The sequence below is a fragment of the Pseudomonas sp. B2021 genome (genome assembly GCF_018135665.1).
In the GTDB taxonomy this organism is placed as follows: domain Bacteria; phylum Pseudomonadota; class Gammaproteobacteria; order Pseudomonadales; family Pseudomonadaceae; genus Aquipseudomonas; species Aquipseudomonas lactis.
This window is the reverse complement of the sequence record NZ_SMOF01000001.1, coordinates 4,893,964-4,913,164: the sequence shown is the minus strand read 5'-3', so window position 1 is coordinate 4,913,164 and position 19,201 is coordinate 4,893,964. Positions and strand designations below refer to the sequence as shown.

Below are 19,201 nucleotides of genomic sequence, written 5' to 3'. Positions count from 1 at the left end.
GCCCCACCACTCGGCACCTCGCTTAGGCTCGGTGTGCCCGTAATCCGCCAGTGATTTGGGCGGCTAAACCGGCATCCCTGCCGGTTTACCCCCCCCAAATCCCTGTCGAATTCCGGCCAGCGTGGTTTAACGGGGCGCCTGAGATCAAGATCAAGATCAAAAGCAGAGCAAGAGCATGAGCAGCTCCCTTGCTTCAGGCATAAAAAAGGCGACTGGGCCATGGGGCTGCAGTCGCCTTTTTTCTTTTGGAGCAGGTGCTTACTGCACTTCTACCGCCAGGCTGTCACTGATCTTTTTCTGCCAGATGGCAGGACCGGTGATGTGGACGGACTCGCCTTTGCTGTCCACTGCAACGGTGACCGGCATGTCTTTGACGTCGAACTCGTAGATGGCTTCCATGCCTAGTTCGGCGAAGGCAACCACGCGCGACTTCTTGATGGCTTGGGCCACCAGGTAAGCGGCGCCGCCCACGGCCATCAGGTACACGGCCTTGTGGTCCTTGATCGCTTCGATGGCGGTCGGGCCGCGCTCGGATTTGCCGATCATGCCCAGCAGGCCGGTTTGCTCGAGGATCTGGCGGGTGAACTTGTCCATCCGCGTCGCGGTGGTCGGGCCAGCAGGGCCAACCACTTCTTCGCGCACCGGATCAACCGGGCCGACGTAGTAGATAAAGCGGCCCTTGAGGTCCACCGGCAAGGTTTCGCCCTTGTTCAGCATCTCGACCATGCGCTTGTGCGCCGCGTCGCGACCGGTGAGCATCTTGCCATTGAGCAGTACGGTTTCGCCCGGCTTCCAGCTCTGCACTTCTTCCGGGGTCAGGGTGTCGAGGTTGACGCGACGGGCCGATGGGCCGGCTTCCCAGACGATTTCCGGGTAGGCGTCCAGCGGTGGCGCTTCCAGCGACGCCGGGCCCGTACCGTCGAGCACGAAGTGCGCGTGACGGGTGGCGGCGCAGTTGGGGATCATGCACACCGGCAGGGAGGCGGCGTGGGTCGGGTAGTCCATGATCTTTACGTCGAGCACCGTGGTCAGGCCACCCAGGCCCTGGGCGCCGATGCCCAGTTGGTTGACCTTCTCGAACAGCTCCAGGCGCATTTCTTCGATACGGTTCTGCGGGCCGCGCTTTTTCAGCTCGTGGATGTCGATGGACTCCATCAACACTTCCTTGGCCATTACCGCGGCTTTCTCGGCGGTGCCGCCGATGCCGATGCCGAGCATGCCAGGTGGGCACCAGCCGGCGCCCATGGTCGGAACGGTCTTGAGCACCCAGTCAACGATCGAGTCGGACGGGTTGAGCATGGCCATTTTCGACTTGTTCTCGGAACCGCCACCCTTGGCCGCCACGTCCACTTCCACGGTGTTGCCCGGGACGATGGAGTAGTGGATGACCGCTGGGGTGTTGTCCTTGGTGTTCTTGCGGGCACCGGCCGGGTCGGCGAGGATCGAGGCGCGCAGGACGTTTTCCGGCAGGTTGTAGGCGCGACGCACGCCTTCGTTGATCATGTCGTCCAGGCCCATGGTGGCGCCGTCCCAACGCACGTCCATACCCACGCGCACGAACACGGTGACGATACCGGTGTCCTGGCAGATCGGGCGGTGGCCGGTGGCACACATGCGCGAGTTGATCAGGATCTGGGCGATGGAATCACGGGCTGCCGGCGATTCTTCGCGCAGGTAGGCTTCGTGCATGGCCTGGATGAAGTCAACGGGGTGGTAGTAGGAAATGAATTGCAGGGCGTCGGCAACGCTCTGAATCAGGTCGTCTTGCTTGATCACGGTCATGAGTCGCGCTCCTCTATAAGGGAACATTCAATAAAGATGGCGTCAGTGTTGCATCGGTCGGCTGAAGCCATCTTTCCAAGGCACGCCAGAATGGTGCAGGCGCGACGCTAAAAAGGCGCGGCAGTATAACCCGGCACGGTGGCCGATACACCCGACTATGGTCACGAATGCCCGGCCCGGTTATCTGTAGGAGCGAGCTTGCTCGCGAAAAGCGTGAATCTGGTGGGTTTCATCTGGTTGTCCGCGTTATCGTTAGCGATCTTCGCGAGCAAGCTCGCTCCTACCTAGAGAGGTAACGGCGTTATGCCTGAACTCTACGTCGGCGAACGCCACTGGTCGGTCACCTCCGGCAGCAACCTGCTGGATGCCTTGAATCAGGCCGGCGTGGCCGTGCCCTTCAGTTGCCGAGCCGGCAGTTGCCATGCGTGCCTGGTGCGTTGCGAGGGTAAGGTCGACGACCAGCAGCCCGAAGCCCTCAGCCCGACGCAACGCCAGCAAGGTTGGCGCCTGGCGTGCCAGTGCCGGGTCAGTGCGGACCTGAAGGTCGAAGCGTTTGACCCCCAGCGCGATGGCCTGCCCGCCCAGGTGGTGGGCGCCGATTGGCTGAGTTCGACGGTACTGCGCCTGCGCCTGCAACCGGAACGTGCTCTGCGGTACAGCGCCGGGCAGCATCTGGTGCTGTGGGCGGGGCAGGTGGCGCGCCCTTATTCTCTGGCGAGCCTGCCTCAGGAGGAGCCGTACCTGGAGTTTCATATCGAGTGCCGCCAGCCTGGTGCATTCAGCGATGCCGCGCGACAGTTGAAGGTCGGTGAGCCTCTGCGCCTGGGCGAACTGCGGGGCGGAGCGCTGCACTATGATCCCGACTGGCAATCGCGGCCATTGTGGCTGCTGGCCTCCGGTACCGGCCTGGGGCCCTTATGGGGGGTGTTGCGCGAGGCACTGCGCCAGGATCACCAAGGCGAGATTCGCGTGATTCACCTCGCCCATGAGGCCGAGGCTCATTACCTGACTAAACCCCTGGCAGCCCTTGCCGCCAAGCATGGGAACCTGACCGTGGAGCTATGGACTGCGGCGCAGTTGCAGCCGGCATTGGCGCAACTGCGGCTTGTTTCCCGGCAAACCCTGGCCTTGCTCTGCGGGCACCCCGCCAGCGTCGAGGCGTTTTCCAAGCGCTTGTTTCTGGCGGGACTGCCGCGTAATCAATTGCTGGCGGATGTGTTTCTGTCCAGTCCTTCCAATTTATGAAAAGCCAGCTCCCACAGTAGACCGAATTGTCTGACCAGACACGGACTACTGTGGGAGCTGGCTTGCCTGCGATGAGGCCCTGAAATTCGACATATTGGCTTGCAGTGAAATGCAAAAAGCCCCGCCATTCACATGGCGGGGCTTTTGTTTTTCAGCCTTTCACTCAGACCTGCGGGTCGCCCACATGCAGGATCTTCATGCCATTGGTGCCACCGGTGGTGTGGTAGCTGTCGCCCTTGGTCAGGATGACCCAGTCGCCTTTCTCCACGACGCCGCGTTTGACCAACTCGTCGATCGCCTTCTGGCTGACTTCGTTCGGTGCCAGCGACGCCGGGTCGAACGGGATGGTGTACACGCCGCGGAACATGGCCGCGCGGGCCTGGGCTTCGCGGTGTGGGGTGAACGCGTAGATAGGCACCGAGGAACGGATGCGCGACATGATCAACGGCGTGTAGCCACTTTCGGTCAGGGCGATGATGGCCTTGACACCCGGGAAGTGGTTGGCGGTGTACATGGCAGCCAGGGCGATGCTCTGGTCACAGCTTTCGAAAACCTTGCCGATGCGGTGGCTGGAGGTCTTGCTGGTCGGGTGCTTTTCGGCACCGACGCAGATACGCGCCATGGCCTGCACGGCTTCCAGCGGGTACGGGCCGGCGGCACTTTCAGCCGAGAGCATCACGGCGTCGGTGTAGTCGAGCACGGCGTTGGCCACGTCGGACACTTCGGCACGGGTCGGCATCGGGTTCTGGATCATCGACTCCATCATCTGGGTCGCAACGATCACCGCTTTGTTATGACGGCGTGCGTGCAGGATGATCTTCTTCTGGATACCGATCAGCTCGGCGTCACCGATTTCAACGCCCAGGTCGCCACGGGCAACCATCACGGCATCGGAGGCCTTGATCAGGCCGTCGAGGGTTTCATCATCGGCCACGGCTTCAGCACGTTCGATCTTCGCTACCAGCCAGGCGGTACCGCCGGCTTCGTCGCGCAGCTTACGGGCGTATTCCATGTCGGCGGCGTCGCGCGGGAAGGACACGGCGAGGTAGTCCACTTCCATTTCGGCGGCGAGCTTGATGTCGGCCTTGTCTTTTTCAGTCAGGGCCGGCGCCGTCAGGCCACCACCGCGACGGTTGATGCCTTTGTGGTCGGACAGCGGGCCGCCGATGATCACGGTGCAGTTCAGTTCGGTCGGCGTGGCAGTGTCAACGCGCATCACCACACGGCCGTCGTCCAGCAGCAGTTCGTCACCGACGCCGCAGTCCTTGACCAGGTCCGGGTAGTCGATGCCCACCACGTCCTGGGTGCCTTCGGTCAGCGGGTGGCTGGTGGAGAAGGTGAACTTGTCACCGATCTTCAGCTCGATCCGCTTGTTGGTGAATTTGGCGATACGGATTTTCGGGCCTTGCAGGTCGCCCAAGAGTGCAACGAAGCGGCCATGCTTGGCGGCGAGGTCACGCACCAGCTTGGCGCGAGCCTTGTGCTCGTCCGGGGTGCCGTGGGAGAAGTTCAGACGGGCGACGTCCAAACCAGCCAGAATCAGCTGTTCGAGGACTTCCGGCGAGTTACTGGCCGGGCCAAGGGTGGCGACGATTTTGGTACGACGGACGGACATGCACGGACTCCTGAGTTCAAGCGCTGGGGAAGGCTACTATGCTCTTTCGTTGTAGTCATTGTTCGTTTGCACTACTTATCGACGATTGGCTTGTTTTGGCTGCGGTTGAATGGGCAAACGCCTTGAAGATTTTCGACCAGGGGTCGATACACTGCACAAGACAGGAGAACCCCATGCGAATTTTGCTCGTTGCTGCCCTGGCCGTCAGTGTTGTCGGCTGTACCCGCTGGTCGATGGACCACCATTTGAACAACGCTTACCGCGCCTATGGGGTCGGTGATTGCCAGCGTGTCACCCTGGAGTTGTCCCAGGTCGATCGCGAGAGCCGAACTCGCCGCTACGTGCAACCGGAGGTTTCGATGTTGCGTGGGCAGTGCCTGGAACGCCAGAAACTCTTTGTCGATGCCGCACAGACCTATCAGTTCATCATCGGCCACTACCCGTCGAGCGAGTACGCCTATCGAGCCCGTGCGCGGCTCGATACCTTGCAGCAACTGGGGCATCTGCCGGCTGCAGGCCTGGCAAAACCAAGGCCTGAGTCGTTGTAAGGGTATTTGTCGCTTCATGGCTGGCCTGTCGCCAGTCTTGCGCTATTCTTTGAATGTCTGTTTGTGCAGTACCCATTCGAACGGATGCAATGCCCGGATTCGGCAGCTGTTTGGTGACAAGCGGTAGCTGTTGTCACACCGAGATCCAGGGAGAGCGAGCGATTGCTTGTTCCGAATCACTGGCACGGCCAGATTTTTGGCTATTGGATGGCGACTTCACCATGTTTACCGAACGACGGATCGAGCGGCATCAACTGCCGTATTTTCTGCAGGTGTTCAATCGTATTACTGACAAGCCAATCGGCTATCTTGGAAATGTGTCTGAAAACGGTCTGATGCTGATCAGCTCGTTACCCATGATGACCGACGTGGATTTCGAGCTGCGCTTGAAAGTGCCGGTGGCGCAGGGCGAGTTCAAGGCAATTGACCTCACGGCAACCTGCTTGTGGAGCCATGAAGATGTCACCCCGCAGCATTACGACTCGGGGTTCAGCGTGCTTGAGGCGCCCGAAGAGTACCGGCACCTGATCAACGCGCTGTTGCAGTACTTCAGCTTTTATCCTTTGCAGGCCTCTGTCTGAATTATGCGTGGGGTCGTGGCCGTTTCCTGGGCGTGCCCCTGCGCAGTCATCCTCAGAATACCCCGGCCTTTTTCCACTCCAGATAGCGCGTGACCAGCCCGGCACCCAGCGCCGATGGCAAGGTATCCAGCACCGACAGGCCATGAGCACTCAAGCGATCATGGCGTTGGTTGCGGGTGTTGAGGTAATCGATCGTGCCGCTGTAAGCCAGCGCTTCGGGCAGTGTCTGCACAGGCGCCTGGCGTAGTTGGTCGAGGACCTCTTCCCTCAGGCTGGCCACCAGTACCCGGTGATGCCTGCCGATACGCTGGACGGCAGCCATCAGCGCTTCATCCTCCTCATCCCGCAGGTTGGTGACGATGATCACCAGCGCCCGGCGTTTTTGACGTGCCAACAACTGGCTGGCGGCCGCCTGGTAGTCGGCGGTTTTTCGCGTGGTCTGCAGGTCATAGACCGCATTGAGCAACAGGTTCAATTGGCCACTGCCCTTGACCGGCTTCAGGTAGCGCGGCTGGTCGCTGGCAAACGTGCACAGCCCTACGGCATCGCCCTGTCTCAAGGCAACGTAGCTCAGCAGCAGGCAGGCATTGAGCGCGTGGTCAAAATGGGACAGTTCATCATCCTGGCTGCGCATGTGCTGGCCGCAATCGAGCATGAACACGATTTGCTGGTCGCGTTCGTCCTGGTATTCCCGGGCAATGGGCGTTCGTTGGCGGGCGGTGGCTTTCCAGTCGATCTGACGCAGGCTGTCGCCTTCACGAAACTCGCGCAGTTGGTGAAACTCCAGGCCCAATCCTCGCCGCTGATGTTGGCGCACGCCCAGTTGGCTCAGCCAGTTATCCACACCTCGCAACTGCGCACCGTATAAACGTGCGAAATCCGGGTAAACGCGGGTGGCATCGTGGGTAACGACCCAGCGTCGTGCAGACCACAGCCCCAGTGGGCTGGGCAGCAGCAGCTCGCAGCGACTGAAATGGAAGTGCCCGCGCCGCAAGGGGCGCACGCGATAGCCCAACTGAGCACGTTCACCGGGGCGTAGTTGAATGAATTGAGGCAGGTTCTCCACAGCCAAGCCATCGGGCACGTGATCGAACACCTGCACGGTCAGTGGTTGCGGGTAGTCGTGCTCCAGGCACAGGCGTATTTCTTCCCAGCGCCCCAGCGCCAGGCTACCGGGCAATGCCCTGTACACGCGGGCCGAAGGGCGGCGACGTAAGCGTGCAGCATCCAGCATCGCCAGCAGCAACAGGGCCAGCAGCAGGCCCCAGGCTACCGAATGCAAGGTGGCGGGCACTTTGAACTGCAACGCTGCCGAGGCGCCCATCAAGATGTTCAAGCCGAGCAGAACGCCCAGCCAGGTCAGCAGCAGACGAGTCGGTTTCATGGCCGCGTCATTGCCTTGGTGCTGCAATCTGGTCGAGTAACTGCTGGAGCACCTGGTCGACTTCAAGGCCGTCGATGTCCAGTTCGGGTGCGATGCGTACCCGGTGACGCAGTACCGCCAGGGCGCAGCCCTTGATGTCATCGGGGGTGACGAATTCGCCACCGCGCAACAGCGCACGGGCACGGGCGCCGCGTACCAGGGCAATGGAGGCCCTGGGGCCGGCACCGATGGCCAGCCCCGGCCAACTGCGCGTGGCACGGGCCAGGCGCACGGCGTAGTCGAGCACCTGCTCATCCAACGGCAGGTCACTGGCAATTTGCTGCATCGTTACTACGTCCTCGGCTTGCAGCACCGTACGCAACGGCTGTACCTCCAGCATGTCGGCCTTGGACGAGCGCGTCACTTCGCGGACCATATCCAGCTCTTGTAGAGCATCTGGGTAGTCCATTCGTACCTTGAGCATGAACCGGTCCAGCTCGGCCTCGGGCAGTGGGTAGGTGCCTTCCTGCTCGATGGGGTTCTGGGTCGCCAGCACCATAAAGGGTTGGCCGATGGGTAATGCCTCACCCTCAAGGGTCACTTGACGTTCCTGCATGGCTTCGAGAAGCGCTGCCTGGGTTTTGGCCGGTGCCCGGTTGATCTCGTCGGCCAGCAGCAGGTGGGTGAATAACGGCCCCTTGCGCAGTTTGAACTGTTCGGTCTGCAAGTCGTACACGGCGTGGCCGGTGACATCGCTGGGCATCAGGTCCGGGGTGAACTGGATACGGGCGAAATCACCGCCAAAGCAGCGGGCCAGGGCGCGTACCAGCAAGGTCTTGCCCAAGCCAGGCACGCCTTCGAGCAGTACATGGCCGCCTGCGATCAGGGCGGTGAGTACGTCATCAATCACAAGGTCCTGGCCAATCACGGCCTTGCGCAATTCCACGCGCAGCGCCTGGGCCTGCTGGCTGGCATGCTGAAGGTTTTCGGCGGTCAGGGCGGTGGCCAGTGGAGAGTCGCTCATAAGGCATTCCTGAGGGTTTGCAGGCACGCCACCTGTCGGCTGAAGTCGGCGCTGGAAAGCCGCTTCAGCGCAACGGGCTCTAACGCCTGGCTGATGATATGAGGGGGTTGTCGCGTAAGGTGCTCCAGCACTTGGCGTTGCCCTGGCGCATCGAGGTGTTCAAACCCAGGATGGCGTCGCCGGGCTGCGCGCAGAATGTCGTGTTGCAAGGCTTTCAACAACGTGCCCTGGCCACTGCGGCGCAACAGGAAATCCGCGCTGGCCTTCAAGTGTTCCTGCAACTGGCGACGCGCCTTGGGCGCCGGTGCCTGGACCGGGCCGTGGCGCATGCCTGCCTGCCACAGCCCCAGGGCAACCAGCGCAATCAGGGTGACCAGGGCCTGGGGGAAATAACGCAACAACAGGGTAAACAGGTCGTCTGTGTCGCTGTTGAACAGCAAGGTGACGTCAGTGCCTTGGCTCAGGTACCACAGCAACCAGGCGTTATCATGTTTGCCGATATCCGCGGTTTTCCACAGGTCGCTGTCGGTGATCACCGTTACGCGGCCTTGCCCAAGGTCAAGTTGCATCAGGTGGCTGGACTTGGCGCTGTTGGCGGAAAACTGCGCCAGATGCTTGGGGTCGGTGAGGTTGAAGTCGGTGTCAAAACTGAAATAGGCCGGTGCCGTTTCGTTGTCGACATACAGCTTGGTCAGGTCCGGCTTGGTTTTTTTACGCGGTGGCGCGGGTTCGTCGAAGGCGTCGCTCAAGGTTTGACGGACAGTGAGGCGATCAAGCAGCAGGTCACCGCTGGTGCCGGTTTCCTCATCCCATAATGCTTCGGCGACTAATAGCAGGTGGCCGCCGGCTTTTGCCCAGCCCAGCAGTTGTTCGACCTGGCGCGGGGTCATGTTGCTGCGCTCCCCCAGCAGCAACAGGCTATGGCCTTTGGCGGGCAGCTCGGCGAGTCGTTCAAGGCCATTGGCATGCGCCACCACCACGCCTTGCTGGCGCAGAAAGTGCTCAGCGGCCAGGTAAGGGTTGGCGCGTGCCTCTGGTGACGGGCCGCGATCTACCACTTCCTCGTAGGGAATTGCCTTGTGCCAGGCATAAAGGCCGCCCGCACCCAACAGGCATGCCGATAACAGCGCTATCCACAATAACGCGCGATTCATTGGCCCGCTCCGCCACTGAAGAGAGCACGCCAATCGCTGCACAGTTTTTGTTGGGCTGAAGGAGGCGGCAGGCGGTGACCATAGGCCAGGTTTTGCCAGTGGCGTGTCAGTTCGTCGCTGAACGCGAGTAACTGCGGTTGTTGCAAATGATGGACACGCTCCAGCACCTGCCCCTCGGTATCGGCGTTTGTCAGTGGCAGGTCGAACTCATGCAACAGCCGGCTGAGCAAACCACGATACAGCAGGCCAAGAGCTTCCCGGGGCTGGGTGGGCCATAGCTGTTCGGCGGTACTGGCGATGTCTTGGGGCAATGTCTCGGTGCCCAGCTCCAGCCCGAACAGTTGGGCAGGAACGGGCGAGGGAGCGGCCGTGCGAGTAGGTCCAAGGCGGCTGACGAAGGTGCGCAACCATTCACGGTAACGCCAGCACACCAGGGCCAGGCCGCCAATCACAAGGCTCCAGAGCAGTATTTCCAAGGTTTTGGCGACGTATTTGAAGGTGTCGCTGTTGAAGTTGTCGAGCAGTGCCTGGAGCCAGCCAGGTAACCTGCCGTCGCCCTTGGCCTTGTTTTTAACCGGCGTTTTTTCTTCGCCAAACCGATAGCGTGTGACGGTTTCCGGGTTCTTGAAAGGTGGCTTTTCCAGCAATGCCTGGATGGATTGGCTGGCGGCCTGGGTGCTGAGGGGCTTATGGGCTGTGGCTTCATCTGCCATGGCGGGTGGGCTGACGTGTAGCAGCGCCAAGCCGACGACCAGCAACAACAGCGGTGCGACGTTGCTCAGGCGCTGGCGCAGGCGACGGAATACCAGTTCCAGGTCCCAGGCCTCCAACACCGTGCGGCGGTTGAGGTACAGGCTGAAGCCACAGGCGACATAGATAGGTTCCCAGAACACCAGGATCAGGGCGTAGAAGGCATTGCTCAGGTGCTCCAGCCAAAGCACGTCCGAGCCTGACGCCAATATCAGCCGTTGCCAGTCCCAGTCCAGTTCGATCTGTTGCGGGATGAAGAGATAGAACAGGGCCATGGCGCCAAACCACAGGCCGATTTCCAGGTGCACGCCGATCGTCGTCAGCCAGCGTGCGGCGCCAGCGTTGCGTTGCAGCAACACCCCAAGGCGTCGTTGACGGGCGTCTCCGCCCAGGCCTTCCAGTTGGCTGACGGGCAGGGTGAAGCTGCGGCTCATGCTCAGCCGCCGCCAGGTCAGGCTGGCGAACAGTTGCCCCTTGAGCAATTGCGGCCAATGGCGAACGGCCTGTTTGAGGCCGGGGGGCTCACCAAACAGGGCTTTGGAAAGAATATACAGCGGCAAGCGCTCGAAGGCCGGCTTGAGCCACCAGAACAGGAACATGGCCAAAGACGGGTAATTCCAGAGCAGCACTGTCAACAGGCTGAATACCGGCAGGCTCACCAGCGCCCAACTGCCCATCAGCAGGGCGCGGTGTTCCCTGGCCATCAGCACCCCCAGGTCCATGGCTTCCCAGGAAGTGCGCGGGCGAATCACTACGCTGGCGTCAGTCAGGCGCATGGCGACTCCGCCCGGCCAGGGTCAGGTAAGCGGCCACCAGCAGCCAGAGCGCGACGCCTACTGCGTATTTGATCCAGGGCTCAATGCGAGTGGTTGAGGACCAGTAGGCTTCGATAAAGGCTGCGATCAACAGAAACACCATGACACCGCAAAGCATCCGTACGCTTTTGCGCGCGGCCAGGCGCAGGGCCTCGCTGCGCGCCAAGCGCCCGGGGGCGACCAGTGACCAGCCCAGTTGCAAGCCCGCGGCACCGGCCAGTGTGATGGCGGTCAACTCGAATGCGCCGTGACCAATGACAAACGACCAGAAAGTCTGGCCATAGCCGATGTCGGTAAGGTGCCCGGAGACCGCACCTATGACCAGACCGTTGAAAATCAGGAAAAACACACTGCCCAGGCCAAACAACAGGCCTGCGGCAAAGGTCTGGAAGGCAATGCCGATGTTGTGCATCACGTAATAGCCAAACATCATCCAGTCTTCGCTGGCGGCACGCTCGGCAGCGCGGCCCAGGCGGCTGGCGTCTGGGTTGTACATCCCCTGCATCTCGGCCACCTGCTGGGGGCTGATGATGCTGTAGACCAGGTCGGGGAACAGGTACACCAGCAGGGCGATCCCCACCAGGCTGCCAAAGAACAGCAGGCCGGCGATCAGCACGAAGCGCCATTGTTCGCGTACCAGGCGTGGGAAGTCGGCGAGAAGAAACGCCAGTATATTTGCCGTCAGTTGGCTGCGATGGCGATACAGTTGTTGATGGCCGCGCAGTGCCAGTTGTTGCAACGGGTCGACCAGGTAACTGCTGTAGCCGCGTTGTTGAGCCAGGGCCAGGTGTTGGCACAGGCGTCGATATTGATGCGGGAAGTCGGCAACGTCGGTGGCCTTGGCTTTACCTTGCTCCAGTTGCGTCAACTGCTCGGCGAAAGTTTGCCATTGGTGTTGGTGGCGGCTTTCAAAAAGGCTCTGCTTCATGTCGGCCCCAACAAACCACGGGCTACACCGTTGAGTTGCTCCACGGCACGCGGTGCAGACACCTGCAGAGGCTCTGCGAGGATGGCGGCCAGTTCATGCACCCGTTCGGCCGAGAGCTCGGCCTGGCGTTCGGCGAAACCGAGGATGGCCCGCTGTTCGCTCAACGCCAGTGCGAAGGGCAGGCGCAGGGCGGGTGCTTGAGGGATGCTTGGGCGTGCCAGCGGCAGTTCGCGGTATACCACCAGCGTACCGGCCGCCAGGTCGCCGAGCCGCTTGAAGTGCGGATGCTGCAGGCAGCTGATCGCGCCGAGGAAATAACCGAAGGGCAGCATGTCGACAAAACGCAGCAGGTTGCGGATCAGCGATGCCGACCAGCCGATGGGCGTGCCGTCATCCTGTACCACGCGCAGGCCCATGACCTGCTTGCCCGGCGAGCAGCCCTGGTTAAGCACTTCGAACAACACCATGTACCACCAGCTCACCAGGAACAGCAGCAGCGAACCCAGCCCGACCCCCACATTGCCGAGCAACGCCAGTGGCACCAGCAGGATACCCATGATGATCCCGCGCACGCCCAGGTCGAATGCAAACGCCAATGCCCGGGAGGGCAGGCCAGCAGGGCGCAGGGGCAGGTCGATGCCCTCCGGCGTTTCTATCTGATAGTGGGTATCCAAAGGCGTTGATGGCATTGCGATCCTTGGCAGTGCGAGGCGACTTAGAAACACGGATGCTAGCAGTGTCGAGGATGGAAGCAACCACCCGAGGTTTTTCTGGATATTTATACAGTAAGGTATCGCTGGCCCCAAACGCCTTGCAGCGCCTAGACTTTGTCGGTCTTCAGCACAGGAATAGCCCGTGACCTCGATTTTCTGGTACGACTATGAAACCACCGGCATCAACCCGCGCAACGATCGTCCGCTCCAGGTAGCCGGTATCCGCACCGACCTTGAGCTCAATGAGGTCGGTGCGCCGATCAATCTGTATTGCCAGCCCAGCGACGATATCCTGCCTCATCCGGCAGCGTGCGCGATCACGGGTATCACGCCGGGTATCCTCGCCGAGAAGGGCCTTGCCGAAGCCGATTTCATGACTCGGGTGCACGCCGAGCTGGCCGCGCCAGGTACCTGCGGCGCCGGCTACAACACCCTGCGATTTGACGATGAAATGACGCGTTACAGTCTGTACCGCAATTTTTTCGACCCGTATGCGCGCGAGTGGCAGGGCGGCAACAGCCGCTGGGACTTGATCGATGTCATGCGCACCGCCTACGCCCTGCGGCCGGAGGGCATCAACTGGCCCGAGCAGGAAGGGCGCGTGACCCTCAAGCTCGAACGCTTGACCGAGGCCAACGGCATCGACCATGGCCAGGCCCATGACGCGTTGTCGGATGTGCGTGCAACCATCGCCCTGGCGCGGTTGGTCCGAGACAAGCAACCGAAGTTGTATGAGTGGTTGTTTCAACTGCGCAGCAAACAGCGGGTTATGGATGAGGTGCGGTTGCTGCAACCGATGGTGCATATCTCCGGGCGTTTCTCTGCCGAGCGCCATTACCTGGGCGTGGTCTTGCCCCTGGCCTGGCACCCGCGCAATCGCAATGCCTTGATCGTCTGTGACCTGGGGCTCGATCCACAAGGGCTGTTGGACCTGGATGCGGCGACCCTGCGCCAGCGCCTTTACACGCGCCGCGATGAGTTGGCCGAAGGTGAGCTGCCGGTTCCGCTCAAGTTGCTGCATATCAACCGCTGCCCGGTGGTCGCGCCGTTAAAGGTGCTGCGCCCGCAAGATCTGGAGCGCCTGCAACTGGATAAGGAGGCTTGCCTTGCGCGGGCGCTGCGGCTAACTGACGCACAGGAAGTTTGGCGGGACAAGTTAGCGGCCATTTATGCCGAGGAAGACTTTGCGCCGAACGCGGACCCGGAGCAGCAGCTCTACGATGGTTTTATTGGTGACCGTGACCGTCGTTTATGTGAGCAAGTTCGCATGGCGGAGCCTGCGCAGTTGGCCCGTCAGCAGTGGCCGTTCGATGATCATCGTTTGCCGGAATTATTATTTCGCTACCGGGCGCGTAACTTTCCTGAAACCTTGAACAATGAGGAGCAACAACGCTGGAAACTTTTCTGTCAGCAACGTTTGTCGGATGCGCAGTGGGGGGCGCCGAATACCCTGTTGGGATTTAAGCAGGCGCGTGAGGAGTTGGCGGTTAGTGCTACATCGTTTCAGTGTCAGGTACTGGCGCAATGGCAGGACTATGTAGATTCCTTAGCGGCGCGCCTGAATCTGTAGGCGCATAACTACAGAATATTCCGACAATAAAAAACGCCAGCAAGCTGGCGTTTTTCATGTGTGACGTATCGGGTGAACGTCCGACCGGGCTTAGCCCAGCAGGGTTGCCCAACCTTCAACTACGTCACCGCCCCACTTGGCTTTCCACTCTTTCAGAGTTTTGTGGTTGCCACCTTTGGTTTCAATCACTTCGCCGTTGTGCGGGTTTTTGTACTGCTTGACCTTGCGAGCACGCTTGGTGCCGGTAGTTTTCACAGCGCCACGTGGTGCTTTAACTTTCGACTCTGGATCCAGCAGCGCGATGATGTCACGCAGGGATTTGGAGTATTCACCCATCAGGGTGCGCAATTTGCCTTCGAATTCCAGCTCGGTTTTCAGCTTGTCGTCTTCGGACAGGTTCTTCAAACGGGCTTGCAGCTCTTTGATAGCTACTTCGGTGGCGCGGTATTCGTTGATCAGTGACATGTGGACTACCTTATGTAGAACGCTGATTGACAGGGTGAGTGGCCTAATAATAGTCAGGCAATTTCATCAAGTAAACATTTAAGACGTTATTCAGGCGAATGACATTGAATGTGTGTGAGAAAACCTGGCCGATGAGTTAATTAGAACGCGTTATGCGCAAAGATAATCGCGTTAATTTTTTGCTACTGGCCTGAGCATACCGTTGTACCGTCATATAGCGGTGGTAAAACCTTACACGATTAAGGGGTGTTGCCACGGCGAGGGCTCAAGATCAGGTGCAAGGGAATACTGCAGTTTTTTTGCGTAATCGCTAGAATAGCCGCCTTTGTGAAGTTCTGGAGTTTTCCCCTAATGCGCACTTTTCGGCTGGTGATTGCTTGCCCGGACCGGGTTGGCATCGTTGCCAAGGTCAGTAACTTTCTGGCTTCCCATAATGGCTGGATCACCGAGGCGAGCCATCACTCGGACGATCTCAGTGGTTGGTTTTTCATGCGTCACGAAATCCGTGCCGATACGCTGCCCTTTGGCCTGGAAGCCTTCCGCGAGGCGTTTGCGCCGATTGCCGAAGAGTTTTCGATGACCTGGCACATCACTGATACAGAGCAGAAGAAACGCGTGGTGCTGATGGCCAGCCGCGAATCCCACTGCCTGGCAGACCTGCTGCACCGCTGGCATAGCGACGAACTCGATTGCGAGATTGCTTGCGTGATCTCCAACCACGACGACCTGCGCAGCATGGTCGAATGGCATGGCATTCCTTATTACCATGTGCCGGTCAACCCACAGGACAAGGAGCCGGCATTTGCCGAGGTGTCGCGCCTGGTCAAGCAGCACGACGCGGATGTGGTGGTGCTGGCGCGCTACATGCAGATCCTGCCGCCGCAGCTGTGCCGCGAATACGCGGGCAAAGTGATCAACATCCACCACAGCTTCTTGCCGTCGTTTGTCGGTGCCAAGCCGTATCACCAGGCTTCCCTGCGTGGCGTGAAGTTGATTGGTGCAACCTGCCACTACGTGACCGAAGAGCTGGACGCCGGCCCGATCATCGAGCAGGACGTGGTGCGCGTCAGCCACAGCGACAGTATTGAAGACATGGTGCGCTTCGGCCGTGACGTCGAGAAAATGGTGTTGGCGCGTGGCTTGCGCTACCACCTGGAAGATCGCGTGTTGGTGCACGGCAACAAGACCGTGGTTTTCTGACTCAGCGGTTTTGATTGAAAGACGCAGGGGCCTGGAGGTAAAACTCTCCAGGCCCTTTTTTATTTCTGTTTCAGGAGATTCCCATGAGCGACCCGCTCGATAAAGCCACCTCCCGGGCGCCTGCTACCTTGGGCGAGGGCTGTTTGAGTCGTTACGACCCGGAGGCGCTGGATGCCGAGGATGGAACTGATTTTCCAGGCGCGGCGCGTTTATGGGAGCAGACACAGGCGCAGGACGAGCCGCCTGCCGCCCCTGAAAAAGACGCTTGAGCAGCGGTTTGCCGACCATCAATAAAAACACTGGCGCACCGGCCAGCAAATAGAAGTAATAGGTCACCGCTCGCCAGATCAGAATCGCCGCCGCCGCTGTGGATGTGCCCACCATGGGCGCCAGCAGTGCCGCGCACGTCAGCTCCGCTGCGCCGGCCCCGCCTGGCGCCAGGCTGAACTGCCCGGCAGTCAGCGACAGCATCTGGATCAGAAAACTCCAGGCCCACTGCACCTCACCGCCCAACCCGCGCAGCGCCAGGTACAGCACGCTGTAACGCAGCAACCAATGCAGGCTGGTCAGCGCAAAGACCCCAAGCAAGGTGCTCCGGGGAAGTTTCAGCGTGGCGCTGAACGCCGCAAGAAAACGCAGCAACCGGCGTGCCCAGTGTCGGCGGGCGGTAGCGCCGACCTTCATGGCCTTGAGTGCCAAACCCGCCAGGCGAATCAGCCGTCGGTGAAAATGCACCACGGCCCAGCCACTGATCACCCCACCCACCATCGACACGGCGCTGAGCCCCAGCAACCACTCCATACGCGGGCTGATGCTATGAAACAGCGCATACAGCAGGATGCCCACCAGTGCGCAGAGAAAAAACACCAAGTCGCTCAGTTGGTCCATGGCGAACACCGCACTGCCGTGGGCGGGGCGCACGCCGTGACGTGCCAGCAGTGCCATCAGGGTCAACGGCCCGCCGCTGCCACCGGGTGTGGCGCACATGGCGAACTCGGTGGATATCACCACGCCTAGGCTTTTGAGCGGCCCTAACCGAGCGCGATGCTCGCCAAGCAACAGGCGGATGCGCAGGCTGTTGATCAGCCAACAGCCGATGATCATGGTGAACATCCCCAGCAACTGGGGCAGCGGAAACTGGCGCAGGCGTGTAATGCTATCGCCGCCGCCCAGCCACAGTGGGATCACCAGCGCCACCAAGAGCGCCAACATTAACCAGATCAGTCGGCCCATGGCTGCGTCGCCAGCCAGGCGGCCTTGGTTTGGGGGACGCGCCCCGCGTTGAGCAGGCGTTGCAGGGTGTGCAGCCAATAATCGCGGGAAAACCTGTGGCGCATGTCCACCGGGTGCAATCCCAGTCGGATCAGCGGGGCCTTCTGCCACCGCTGTTCCCGGCGGTCGCTGAGGACTTTGGATAATCCCCGGCGCCAGGCACTGCGCGCACTCCACACCAGGCCGGGGGCGTTGATAGGCGTGAAGTCCGGCAGGCGATAAAAATGTTGTGGGTCGCTGGTGTAGCTCAGCGGCAACTGGCGCAATGCCTGCCGGGTGCCGTCGCTCATCAACCAGGCGGGTGCAACAAAGCCATGCAGCGGCCAACCATTACGCTGGAATACCTCAATGCCGGCGGTCAGCCGCCGCAACGCCTCGGCTTCGGACAGCTGGTAAAACTCGCCTTCGTGGGTATAGATGCGTCGCATAAACCATTCTTTTGGCGTACGCGGCCGAGGTTGGTCGTCGCAATGGTAGTAACCATGCAAGGTGAGTTCATCGCCCTTGGCGACACGGCTATCGAGCAGGCGCCGAAAATCGCGGTGGGCGGCCAAGTCGTCATGGTGATGGAAGTCCGGCACCACCAGCCAAGTGATGGGCACGTTGCCCAGTGCGTCGACGGCCTCGACAAAGGGCCGGTAGTCGGCCCAGGTGTGCGGTGCCACGTCGTGCAGTACCAGCATCAGCGCGCGCTCAGCCATGGGCGAGCATCGGTTCATGGCTGCCCAGCACGGCGTAGTAATGCCCCAACAGGCTGTCGACTACCGTGTCCCACGCATAGTGCTGCTCGACATGGCGCCGAGCCTGGGCCCCCAGGCGTCGGCTGTCGGTACTGAACAGCTCGCGCACCGCATCGGCCATGGCCTTGGGGTTGTTCGGCGCGCACAGCAGGCCACAACGCTCATCGACAATCTCGGTAAAGGCCCCGGCCGCCACGGCGACCACCGGAATACCGCAGGCCATGGCTTCCAGAATCACCAGGCCGAAGGTCTCCTGGTCGCCGCCATGCAGTAAGGCGTCGGCGCTGGCCATCAGCCGCGCAACATGCTGGGCGGGCCGGAATCCATCTATCACGGTGACATTGTCCGGCACGCTGGCCGGCATGCCGGAGCCCACCAGCAGCAAGTGGTAGCCATCCCCCAGGCGCTTCATGCAGTTGAGCAGCACCGGCAGGTTTTTCTCCTTGGAGCCGCGCCCGGCGAAGATCAGTAGCCGAGTGTCTTCGCCAATCCCCAGTTCGGCGCGCAGGCCGGGGTCACGTACCTCAGGGGTGAAGGTTTGCAGGTCTACGCCCAGGGGTTGCACGAAGACATTTCTGACGCCAAGCCCGGTGAGCTTGTCGGCCATGACCTGGCTGGGGGCGAGCACTCGGTCAAAATTCCCATAGAGTTTGCGCACATAGGCTTCAACATTGGGGGTAAACCAAGGCCCCATGCGGTTGCTCACCAGCAGTGGCAGGTCGGAGTGGTAGAAGCCGATGACCGGCACATCCAACTGGCGCCGGGCATCCAGGGCTGCCCAGGCGGTCAGGTAAGGGTCGCCCACTTCGATCAGATCGGGCTGTAAATCGTGCAGGACATTTCGCCATGGCGCCAAGCGAACGGGGAAACGGTAGCCTTTGCCGAAGGGCAGGGCGGGCGCCGGTACTTTGAAGATGCCGTCCTGCTCGCTCAAATGTGCGCCGGGGATCAACAGGCTGTGGCGAATGCCCGGCTTGAGCGCCAGACGCCGGTGCTTGGCGTCAAGGTAAGTGCGTACGCCACCGCTGGCCGGGGCGTAGAACATGGTTATGTCAGCGATATGCACGATGAACATCCCTCCGATCCATTGCTCTCCCTAGATGGACCTGAGGTAAGGATAGATGTTCGATTGGGATTGGTGTGTTTGCCGGTCGGTTAAACGCAGGTCCCCTGTGGGAGCGGGCTTGCTCGCGAAAGCGGTGAGTCAGTTAGTACATCTTCAACTGATAGACTGCTTTCGCCAGCAAGCCCGCTCCCACATTGGATCGCCTTGCGTTCGTTTTAATGGTCGGTGTTGTTAATCAGATCCGAAAACTGCCCACCAATTGCTTCAAACGCGAGGCCTGTTGTTCCAGGTCCGAGCAGGCGCGCAGGGTCGATTGCAGGTTTTCCACCCCTTCCTGGTTGAGGGTGTTGATCTCGGTGATGTCCATATT

18 protein-coding genes are annotated in these 19,201 nt (G+C 60.7%); 5 read left to right on the top strand and 13 right to left on the bottom strand.

Features of this window, described 5'->3' with window-relative positions; translation table 11 throughout:
• Positions 1 to 258: 258 nt before the first annotated feature.
• Positions 259 to 1,782, bottom strand: a complete 1,524-nt coding sequence (locus E1K68_RS22130; protein WP_120248592.1) for a fumarate hydratase — start codon at positions 1,780 to 1,782, stop codon at positions 259 to 261.
• Positions 1,783 to 2,085: 303 nt separating this feature from the next.
• Between E1K68_RS22130 and E1K68_RS22125 the strand changes: the two genes are divergently transcribed.
• Positions 2,086 to 3,027, top strand: a complete 942-nt coding sequence (locus tag E1K68_RS22125; protein WP_003193905.1) for an iron-sulfur-binding ferredoxin reductase — start codon at positions 2,086 to 2,088, stop codon at positions 3,025 to 3,027.
• Between the two features lie 163 nt (positions 3,028 to 3,190).
• Here E1K68_RS22125 and pyk read toward each other — a convergent pair whose 3' ends face one another.
• The gene (pyk, locus tag E1K68_RS22120) at positions 3,191 to 4,642 is read right to left on the bottom strand and encodes a pyruvate kinase (RefSeq protein ID WP_003193904.1); all 1,452 of its coding nucleotides are present in this window, start codon (positions 4,640 to 4,642) and stop codon (positions 3,191 to 3,193) included.
• A gap of 173 nt (positions 4,643 to 4,815) precedes the next feature.
• On the opposite strand from pyk, the gene E1K68_RS22115 reads away from it, so the two are divergent.
• Both E1K68_RS22115 and E1K68_RS22110 read left to right on the top strand, forming a co-directional pair.
• Positions 4,816 to 5,190 (top strand): hypothetical protein, encoded by a 375-nt coding sequence (locus E1K68_RS22115; protein ID WP_057710487.1) that lies wholly within the window; start codon positions 4,816 to 4,818, stop codon positions 5,188 to 5,190.
• Positions 5,191 to 5,411: 221 nt separating this feature from the next.
• A complete protein-coding gene (locus E1K68_RS22110) occupies positions 5,412 to 5,771 on the top strand; it encodes a PilZ domain-containing protein (protein ID WP_034134388.1) in 360 nt (119 codons plus the stop codon).
• Positions 5,772 to 5,823: 52 nt separating this feature from the next.
• Here E1K68_RS22110 and E1K68_RS22105 read toward each other — a convergent pair whose 3' ends face one another.
• From E1K68_RS22105 to E1K68_RS22080, 6 genes are read right to left on the bottom strand one after another with little or no spacing between them, the layout of a single operon-like run.
• Positions 5,824 to 7,155, bottom strand: a complete 1,332-nt coding sequence (locus E1K68_RS22105; RefSeq protein WP_212614659.1) for a DUF58 domain-containing protein — start codon at positions 7,153 to 7,155, stop codon at positions 5,824 to 5,826.
• 7 nt (positions 7,156 to 7,162) lie between these two features.
• Entirely contained in the window at positions 7,163 to 8,158 is a 996-nt protein-coding gene (locus tag E1K68_RS22100; protein WP_003193900.1) for a MoxR family ATPase, read from the bottom strand.
• On the bottom strand, positions 8,155 to 9,312 hold the full coding sequence (locus E1K68_RS22095) for a DUF4350 domain-containing protein (RefSeq protein ID WP_169856261.1): 1,158 nt from the start codon (positions 9,310 to 9,312) through the stop codon (positions 8,155 to 8,157). The genes E1K68_RS22100 and E1K68_RS22095 overlap by 4 nt, the downstream gene beginning before the upstream one ends.
• The gene (locus E1K68_RS22090; RefSeq protein ID WP_212614658.1) at positions 9,309 to 10,838 is read right to left on the bottom strand and encodes a DUF4129 domain-containing protein; all 1,530 of its coding nucleotides are present in this window, start codon (positions 10,836 to 10,838) and stop codon (positions 9,309 to 9,311) included. The genes E1K68_RS22095 and E1K68_RS22090 overlap by 4 nt, the downstream gene beginning before the upstream one ends.
• A complete protein-coding gene (locus tag E1K68_RS22085) occupies positions 10,825 to 11,805 on the bottom strand; it encodes a stage II sporulation protein M (protein ID WP_212614657.1) in 981 nt (326 codons plus the stop codon). Before E1K68_RS22085 ends, E1K68_RS22090 begins: the two co-directional genes overlap by 14 nt.
• Complete coding sequence (locus E1K68_RS22080) at positions 11,802 to 12,494, bottom strand: RDD family protein (protein WP_003193896.1); 693 nt, start codon at positions 12,492 to 12,494, stop codon at positions 11,802 to 11,804. The genes E1K68_RS22085 and E1K68_RS22080 overlap by 4 nt, the downstream gene beginning before the upstream one ends.
• Positions 12,495 to 12,660: 166 nt before the next feature.
• On the opposite strand from E1K68_RS22080, the gene sbcB reads away from it, so the two are divergent.
• The gene (gene sbcB, locus E1K68_RS22075) at positions 12,661 to 14,088 is read left to right on the top strand and encodes an exodeoxyribonuclease I (RefSeq protein WP_057710483.1); all 1,428 of its coding nucleotides are present in this window, start codon (positions 12,661 to 12,663) and stop codon (positions 14,086 to 14,088) included.
• Between the two features lie 90 nt (positions 14,089 to 14,178).
• Here the strand turns inward: sbcB and mvaT are convergent, their stop codons facing one another.
• Complete coding sequence (gene mvaT / locus E1K68_RS22070; protein WP_003193894.1) at positions 14,179 to 14,553, bottom strand: histone-like nucleoid-structuring protein MvaT; 375 nt, start codon at positions 14,551 to 14,553, stop codon at positions 14,179 to 14,181.
• Between the two features lie 351 nt (positions 14,554 to 14,904).
• On the opposite strand from mvaT, the gene purU reads away from it, so the two are divergent.
• Positions 14,905 to 15,753 carry a formyltetrahydrofolate deformylase gene (purU, locus tag E1K68_RS22065; RefSeq protein WP_003193893.1) on the top strand — a complete coding sequence of 283 codons (849 nt, stop codon included), beginning with the start codon at positions 14,905 to 14,907 and terminating at the stop codon, positions 15,751 to 15,753.
• A 123-nt stretch (positions 15,754 to 15,876) separates the two neighbouring features.
• Here purU and E1K68_RS22060 read toward each other — a convergent pair whose 3' ends face one another.
• From E1K68_RS22060 to E1K68_RS27940, 4 genes are all read right to left on the bottom strand, one after another.
• Positions 15,877 to 16,986, bottom strand: coding sequence for a lysylphosphatidylglycerol synthase transmembrane domain-containing protein (locus E1K68_RS22060; protein ID WP_212614656.1), 1,110 nt, complete (start codon positions 16,984 to 16,986; stop codon positions 15,877 to 15,879).
• A complete protein-coding gene (locus E1K68_RS22055) occupies positions 16,974 to 17,726 on the bottom strand; it encodes a polysaccharide deacetylase family protein (RefSeq protein WP_120248597.1) in 753 nt (250 codons plus the stop codon). Before E1K68_RS22055 ends, E1K68_RS22060 begins: the two co-directional genes overlap by 13 nt.
• On the bottom strand, positions 17,719 to 18,840 hold the full coding sequence (locus tag E1K68_RS22050) for a glycosyltransferase family 1 protein (protein ID WP_003193890.1): 1,122 nt from the start codon (positions 18,838 to 18,840) through the stop codon (positions 17,719 to 17,721). Before E1K68_RS22050 ends, E1K68_RS22055 begins: the two co-directional genes overlap by 8 nt.
• A gap of 226 nt (positions 18,841 to 19,066) precedes the next feature.
• The coding region (locus E1K68_RS27940; RefSeq protein WP_244858926.1) for a hypothetical protein at positions 19,067 to 19,201 on the bottom strand (135 nt) is incomplete at its 5' end.